Below are 7682 nucleotides of genomic sequence, written 5' to 3'. Positions count from 1 at the left end.
TATTGGGTATTGGGTATTGGGTATTGGGTATTGGGTATTGGGTATTGGGTATTGGGTATTGGGTATTGGGTATTGGGTATTGGGTATTGGGTATTCATTTTTAATCCTTCTGACTGTGAGGTTTAGTAAGAAACTATTAAAATCGAGTGCGATTGATGAATAACTATACGATTGCTGCATCATATCGTAACTGCCCCTTGATCTAACAAATAATACCGGTATATTTGCAACACACTTTCAGGCTGCCTGAAACGCCAATGCCGCCGCGAAATACTTTGTAAACAGCGGTCAATACCAAAATAAAGCAATGTTCTGTTTTTTACTTATTTTGGCTTGTTGCTGACACAGCGAAAACCCAAAGTAGGCATGGAAAATTTGGCTTGAAGACTGCTGCGAAGACCATAACGTATGAAGGCGGCATAATTATTGGGGTCGGTGCTGGCACTTGCTCCTGCGCCGCAAAACATGCCTTCATCGGGATTATCACTTTGTAATTGGGCATTATTAAAGTCTTCTGTCCATTCCCAAATCAAACCGTGCAAATCATACACCCCCCAATAATTGGGCTTGTTTTGACCAACTTTTCCCAATGGTTTTTGTGCCGATTTGGCATACCAATCCAAAATCACTTGGGTGTATTGCTTGCTTTTTGAGCCGTCAATGGCGTTTTCCGAAGCACGGGCAACATATTCCCATTGGTCGGTACTGGGCAGCCGCTTTCCTTGTGCTTGGCAGTATTGATTGGCAGGAAACCAAGACACATTCACAACGGGTTTATCCAAATCCGCTGCTTTGGGCGCATAGCCGCTGCCTTGTTTTATCCAGTGCTGCAAATATTGTTTTTCGGAAAACTCAATGGCAATTTTCGTTTTTGACCATTGCGGATTTTTCATAATAAATTGGTAAAACTCCCGATTGGTAACAGGCTTTTTGTCCATTCGGAAAGCATCTACAAAAGTCATGGGAGTGTCTTTTTGTAAATACAACGGACGGTAGCTGCCCGCTTGAATTTCTGCCATCGGTGCTGCTGCCTGTGCAATGAGCGGCAACACACCCAAAATCCACGCCAATGATATTGTTTTCATGATTTTCTCTACTTTTTTTCCGCATCAGCTTTAATCAAAATCCGGCATGATTATAACGTATGCCCAATGACAATCACGTGACAATCATGGCTTTTAGCAGCATTCAGGCAGCCTGAAATTTATACACAGGCTGCCTGAAAGATTACCGAGTAAGCACCACTGGGTGTGTTTCGGTCACCTCTCTCCATCAATATTTACTGCTGTTATTAACGTATTTTTGCTACTTGCGCGGGCGTTACTTCACCGCCTTTATTACCAAAGCTGTTTAATACATAGGTTAAGACATTGGCAACTTGCTCGTCATTCAACGCCACGCCGGGCATAACGCTGTCGTAGGTTGTGCCGTTTACGGTTACTTTGCCGGTCAAACCATGGGTTACCGCTCTGATGCCTCGGGTATGGTCTGCGTTCAGGTAATCCGATTCTGCCAGCGGCGGAAACGCACCCGGTACACCTTTACCATCGGCTTGATGGCACGCCAAGCAGTTAGACTTAAATAAATTTTCACCCAATTTAATCCGCTCTTCTTTATTTTGCGCCTTCACCGGTACAACAGGAGCGGTATCAATGACTTGGGCGGCTGAACCTTCGGGCAGATACACCGCATCATTTTGTTTACCGGAATAAATCACTTTATCTTCATCACCGGTTACTTTCAAAATACCCAGCGCACCTTTATTAAACGCGCGGAAAATCGAGTGATCCACCAAGGTAAAATTACCCGGAACATCTACTTTAAACTCAGTGATGGCGGCACCGCCGGCGGGAACCAAAGTGGTTTGTACATTATGGGTGGCTGCATCACCCGCTTCTTGATATACCGTATCAAAAATTTCGCCGATAACGTGGAACGAAGAAACCAAATTAGGACCGCCATTACCCACATATAGACGCACGGTTTCGCCGACTTTGGCTTGCAGTGCTTTGTCATCGGTTAATGAGCCGACATGTCCGTTAAACACCACATAATCCGCTTGTTCTTTCACTGCTTTATCCATATCAAACGGCTGTAAACCCGGTTCGCCGTATTTGCCTTTGGTATAAAAATCACCTTGCATCACATAATATTCGCGATCCACTTTGGGCAAACCGGCTTTGGGTTCAACCAAAATCAAGCCATACATACCATTGGCAACATGCATACCCACGGGTGCGGTGGCACAGTGATACACATACAAGCCCGGATTGAGTGCTTTAAAGCTAAACGTAGAAGTATGACCCGGTGCAGTTAATGAAGAAGCCGCGCCGCCGCCGGGACCCGTTACCGCATGCAAGTCAATATTGTGCGGCATTTTAGACGTGGGGTGATTGGCAAGGTGAAATTCCACTTCATCGCCCTCACGAATCCGCAGAAATTGCCCGGGTACATCGCCGCCAAAAGTCCAATACATGTATTCAACGCCGTCTGCCATGCGCATCACTTTTTCAACCACTTCCATTTTCATGATGACTTTGGCAGCGTAATCACGGTTTACCGGCGGCGGCACTTCAGGTGCGTGGGTCATCACGGCATCAATCACCGGTAATTCGCCTTGCTGCTGCGTTGCTGCTACTTTATCGCCTCCCTGCGTACCGCTTGCGGCAGATGAAGCGGATTGGTTAGAACATGCGCCCATCGCAAAAGCGGCAGCAATCAATAAGGTTAGTGCGGTTTTATTCATGACAATGCTCCCTATAAGTTTTGTAATTTTGTGTTGCGTTGTTCCACTTTACACGCACGGAAAACATAAACCTTGATTTAAATCAAACATTTTTATAAAAAGAATGTTTGATTTATAAAAAACCTTTCAGGCAGCTTGATTTTTATATATCTATTTGATTTTTAACTATATTTTTTAAGTAATTATTTAGAACTAATTATCTTGTTGGTCTGTTACTTTCCATATACAATGCTATAAACATTCATTATTAAAGAATGTTTAAGAAAATACATCGCATAAATGCTATTCCACAAACACGAAATAAACAGAAGGGAGTTATGCCATGAAACAATACAAACGGCTCTGGTATCTCTTAATTGCAGTGATGGTTGTTACATTCACTTTACTTGGCTATTTTGGCCATGAAGTCTATAAACAAGCACCGCCGATACCGGAACGCTACGTATCTGCCGATGGACAAACCGTTATCGAAAAAGAAAACATTTTGCAAGGACAATCCGCATGGCAAAGTACAGGCGGTATGCAATTGGGTTCGGTTTTGGGACACGGCGCGTACCAAGCACCTGATTGGACTGCCGATTGGCTGCACCGTGAATTAACAGCATGGCTAAACATCACCGCGCAGAAAACTTTCGGGCAAAATTACGATGCTCTGGATGACGAGCAACAAGCTGTTTTAAAAAGCCGATTAATCAAAGAATACCGCAACAACCAGCCGGCGGCAGACAACACAGTGATATTGTCGCCGACGCGTATTCAGGCAATCCGTCAAACCGGTGAATACTATCAATCGCTATATGGCAACGATCCGCAGCTGAAAGGAACGCGCGAAAGTTTTGCCATGAAAGACAATACCTTGCCCGATGTAACGGCACGGCAAAACTTAAGTGATTTTTTCTTTTGGACAAGCTGGATGGCCAGCACCAACCGCCCCGGTACTGACGCCACATACACCAACAACTGGCCGCATGAACCCTTAATTGACAATAAACCCACCGCTGAAAACATCATGTGGTCGGTTGCCAGCGTGATTCTGCTGATTGCGGGTGTGGGCTTATTGATTTGGTTCTGGTCATTTTTACGCGGTAAAGACGAAGAAGAACCCCAAGCACCGGCGGAAGACCCCTTAACCAAAATCGCCTTAACACCATCACAAAAATCCTTGGGTAAATACGCGTTTTTAACCGTTGCGCTGTTTGTTACTCAGGTATTCTTGGGCGGTTTTGTAGCGCATTACACCATTGAAGGGCAAGCGTTTTACGGAATTGATGTTTCACAATGGTTTCCGTACGCCTTGGTGCGCACATGGCACATTCAATCGGCATTGTTTTGGATTGCCACTGCATTTTTAGCGGCGGGTTTATTTCTTGCGCCCATCATCAACGGCGGGCGCGACCCGAAATGGCAAAAGCTCGGCGTGGACGTATTGTTTTGGGCATTGGTGTTGGTGGTCGTGGGTTCATACACCGGTAATTTCCTTGCCCTGTCACACAAAATCCCCATGAGCTGGAATTTCTGGTTTGGGCATCAAGGCTATGAATACATTGATTTGGGCCGCTTTTGGCAAATCGCCAAATACGTTGGCATCTTGCTGTGGCTGGTGTTGATGCTGCGCGGCACAATCAATGCACTTCGCCAACCCGGTGATAAAAATCTGCTGGCATTATTCTTTGCTTCTGTTTTGGCAGTGGGTTTATTCTATGGCTCGGGCTTATTCTATGGTGAGCGCACCCATTTATCCATCATGGAATACTGGCGTTGGTGGGTGGTTCATCTGTGGGTGGAAGGCTTTTTTGAAGTATTTGCCACCGCCGCGCTGGCGTTTATTTTCGTCAATTTAGGCTTGGTTTCCAAACGCATCGCCACCGTTTCCGCCTTGGCTTCAGCCAGCCTGTTTATGCTGGGCGGCATTCCCGGCACGTTCCACCACCTGTATTTTGCCGGCACAACCACCCCCATCATGGCACTGGGTGCTACTTTCTCAGCCTTAGAAGTCGTGCCGCTGGTCGTATTGGGCTATGAAGGCTATGAGCATTGGCGTTTACAAAAACAAGCAGCATGGATGGAACGCTTGCGCTGGCCGATTTATTGCTTTGTTGCGGTTGCGTTTTGGAATATGTTTGGTGCAGGCGTATTTGGCTTCATGATTAACCCGCCAATTTCCCTGTATTATGTACAAGGTTTAAATACCACAGCCGTACATGCTCATGCTGCCTTATTTGGGGTTTACGGCTTCTTGGCATTGGGTTTTGTATTGTTGATTATGCGTTATCTGCGCCCCAACACATCGTTTGACAACAAATTGATGAAAATCGGCTTTTGGTCGCTGAACGGGGGCATTGTGCTGATGATTGCCACCAGCTTATTGCCTGTCGGCATCATTCAAGCGCATGCCAGCATCAGCGAGGGTTTGTGGCTGGCAAGAAGTGAAGGCTTTATGCAGCAAGGCTTCTTAGAAACATTGCGCTGGATTCGCACCTTTGGTGATGTGGTGTTTATTGTTGGTGCATTGTGCGTATTCTGGCAAGTATGCCGTTTGCTTGGCAGTAAACGTACCGGTTAGTTCATCATCGCATCTGCATGGTATTATCACGGCTTGGTTGAAACAGAATTTGGTTTCAAACAAGCCGTTTTCTGTAGCTGAAATACCGAAAGACAGGCATATTCACAGGCTGCCTGAACAAAAAAAACCGTTATTTAAATACAAATGCAACCGCACAAACCGCTTGACTTCTGTTCAATAACTTTTACAGAATGGATTGATGCCTTGGCTTGATAACCGCCCGAATAATGGCAGATTTAACGGCATCGGTACACTTTCAGGCAGCCTGAAAATAACCGACTATTACAAGCCGTCAAACCATACGGCAATCCTTTTATTTACTGTCCTGTGTCAATATTTTGTGCATTGCCATAACACAAGATACCCAATATTTGTGTTTTGATCACATCTAAAGTTTACAAAGTTTATTATGTATCTAACCCAACAAACCGATTACGCCTTGCGCGTTTTAATTTATGCCGCCGTCAATAATCAACAATTGATTACCATTGCCGATATTGCCAAAACATACAGCTTACCAAAAAGTTATTTAATGAAAGTGTGCGCCTTATTGGTGCGGCTGGGTTTTCTGGAAAGCGTGCGCGGTAAAAACGGCGGCTTGCGCTTGGCTTCACCGGCAGAAACCATCAATGTCGGCACAGTGGTGCGATCGGTGGAAACGGTGGATATTGTGGAGTGTATGCGCAACAAACAATTGTGTCCGCTGATTTCCTGCTGCTGCCTCGCACCCATTCTCTCGGGTGCGGCAGAGCAATTTTTAACCTATTTGGACCAATTTACTTTAAACCAACTGATTAACAACCCCACTATTGCCAAATTGCATTACATGCCGCAAGCGTCGTTATCCAACAAGGCAGCGGAAACGGAAACGACGGCTTAGTTTTTGAACCCGCTGATTGTATTTTTATCTTCTATTCTCTTGATACCGTACCGCCGAATAACCTGCTCTGCCGTTGATAAAATCGGCATACATATACTTGTTCGCCGCGCAAGCCATTTAAAAACACAACACCTTTATGACAACAGCCGACACTTGGTGGCTCTTTGACCTTGATAATACCCTGCACCACGCTGATGCGGGCATTTTTCAGCTCATTAACCAACGCATGACCGCCTATTTGGCAGAAAATCTGCACTTGGATTTTCAGGCAGCCTCAAATCTGCGCCAAGATTATTGGCATCGCTACGGCGCAACACTCGCGGGCTTGCAGCAACACCACCCGCAAATCAACATCATGGATTTTTTGCGTCAAAGCCATCCGCTGGAACCAATATTGGCTGCCTTAAAACCCATGGAAATGAACCGAGAAGTCTTGACACAGCTGCGCGGTAATAAAGCCGTTTTTTCCAACGCGCCCGCTTTTTATGTGCAAGCCCTGTGTGATGCCATGCAAATTACACCGTTTTTCACCGCTCTTTTTGGTACCGATGATTTCGACTTGTTGTATAAACCCGCACCGCAAGCCTATTTGAACGTGTGCGCCTTACTGAAAACCGAACCGAAGCACTGCATCATGGTGGACGACAACGCCGATAATTTACACGCCGCCAATGCCTTGGGAATGCGTACCATTTGGTTTGGCGCACACACACATCACTTGCCGTTTGTTGATGCCGCCGTACACGATATGCAAGCATTATCAGCCGTTATCGGCTGCGATGCCGCCATTGTCAATTAAAATAGAAAATCGGCAAGACTTAACGCTGCCGAAGCGGTAAAATCCGCTGCCGCGCGCAGCATTCATCTGGCGTGCATACTGTTTGGCAAACACCCGCTCAGTAAATCAATTCTCCTTATTCAATCATCCCAATAAAATCGTTACCATGCAAAATGTTATGACAAAAAAGTATTTTCTCATTCCCTTGTTACTCATTACCGCTACTTCTCTTTTGTTTCCTTATCCCAACATCAAATATTTTATTATCAATACTGCCGCAGTCTTGTGCTTGCTGATGTCCTTGCGATATTGCCGCCGCATCATAGCAATGCCGATGGCTTTTGCAATACTGGCAACAATCATGTGTAAGAATTATCCGCGTTGTTTACACTTTTCATCAAAATAAAAATATTTCTCTAGTACCTCGTATGGTGTCGCTCCGTTAAGTGATTTATGGGGCTTCACCGTATTGTAGTAGTTGATGAAGCGATTTAGCTCCAGCTTTCGATACTCACTGTCCTGAAAGCGTGTTTTATCGTGCCACATCTGCATCAACGTCCTGATAACCCGCTCTGCCTTACCATTGGTCTGTGGGCGGGCAACTCGGGTAAATTTTTGATTGATGCGATGTTCTGTACAGACCGCCCTGAAAGCGTGTTCCGGCGTTCCCTTGTATTCTGTCCCGTTATCCGAGTATACGCAATCAATCTGATAA

At 45.5% G+C, this 7682-nt stretch carries 6 protein-coding genes; 3 read left to right on the top strand and 3 right to left on the bottom strand.

Going from position 1 to position 7682, the window contains the following annotated elements; all coding sequences use genetic code 11:
• Positions 1-323 precede the first annotated feature (323 nt).
• Together Q384_RS10240 and nirK are read right to left on the bottom strand one after the other, a co-directional pair.
• Positions 324-1085: a formylglycine-generating enzyme family protein gene (locus Q384_RS10240; protein ID WP_037587781.1), complete on the bottom strand. Its 762-nt coding sequence runs from the start codon at positions 1083-1085 to the stop codon at positions 324-326.
• 206 nt (positions 1086-1291) lie between these two features.
• Positions 1292-2746: a copper-containing nitrite reductase gene (gene nirK, locus Q384_RS10235; protein WP_037587779.1), complete on the bottom strand. Its 1455-nt coding sequence runs from the start codon at positions 2744-2746 to the stop codon at positions 1292-1294.
• A 322-nt stretch (positions 2747-3068) separates the two neighbouring features.
• On the opposite strand from nirK, the gene Q384_RS10230 reads away from it, so the two are divergent.
• From Q384_RS10230 to Q384_RS10220, 3 genes are all read left to right on the top strand, one after another.
• Positions 3069-5309 (top strand): nitric-oxide reductase large subunit, encoded by a 2241-nt coding sequence (locus Q384_RS10230; protein ID WP_037587777.1) that lies wholly within the window; start codon positions 3069-3071, stop codon positions 5307-5309.
• Positions 5310-5718: 409 nt separating this feature from the next.
• A complete protein-coding gene (locus Q384_RS10225) occupies positions 5719-6189 on the top strand; it encodes an RrF2 family transcriptional regulator (protein WP_037587775.1) in 471 nt (156 codons plus the stop codon).
• Positions 6190-6325: 136 nt separating this feature from the next.
• On the top strand, positions 6326-6988 hold the full coding sequence (locus Q384_RS10220; protein ID WP_037587773.1) for a pyrimidine 5'-nucleotidase: 663 nt from the start codon (positions 6326-6328) through the stop codon (positions 6986-6988).
• Positions 6989-7339: 351 nt separating this feature from the next.
• On the opposite strand, the gene Q384_RS10215 is transcribed toward Q384_RS10220, so the two are convergent.
• Positions 7340-7682 (bottom strand): integrase core domain-containing protein (locus Q384_RS10215; protein ID WP_037587771.1); only part of this gene is annotated, 343 nt, incomplete at its 5' end.

This window comes from Stenoxybacter acetivorans DSM 19021, assembly GCF_000745895.1.
Classification (GTDB): Bacteria; Pseudomonadota; Gammaproteobacteria; order Burkholderiales; family Neisseriaceae; genus Stenoxybacter; species Stenoxybacter acetivorans.
The sequence above is the reverse complement of the archived record's forward strand: the minus strand, read 5'-3'. Positions and strand labels throughout refer to the sequence as shown.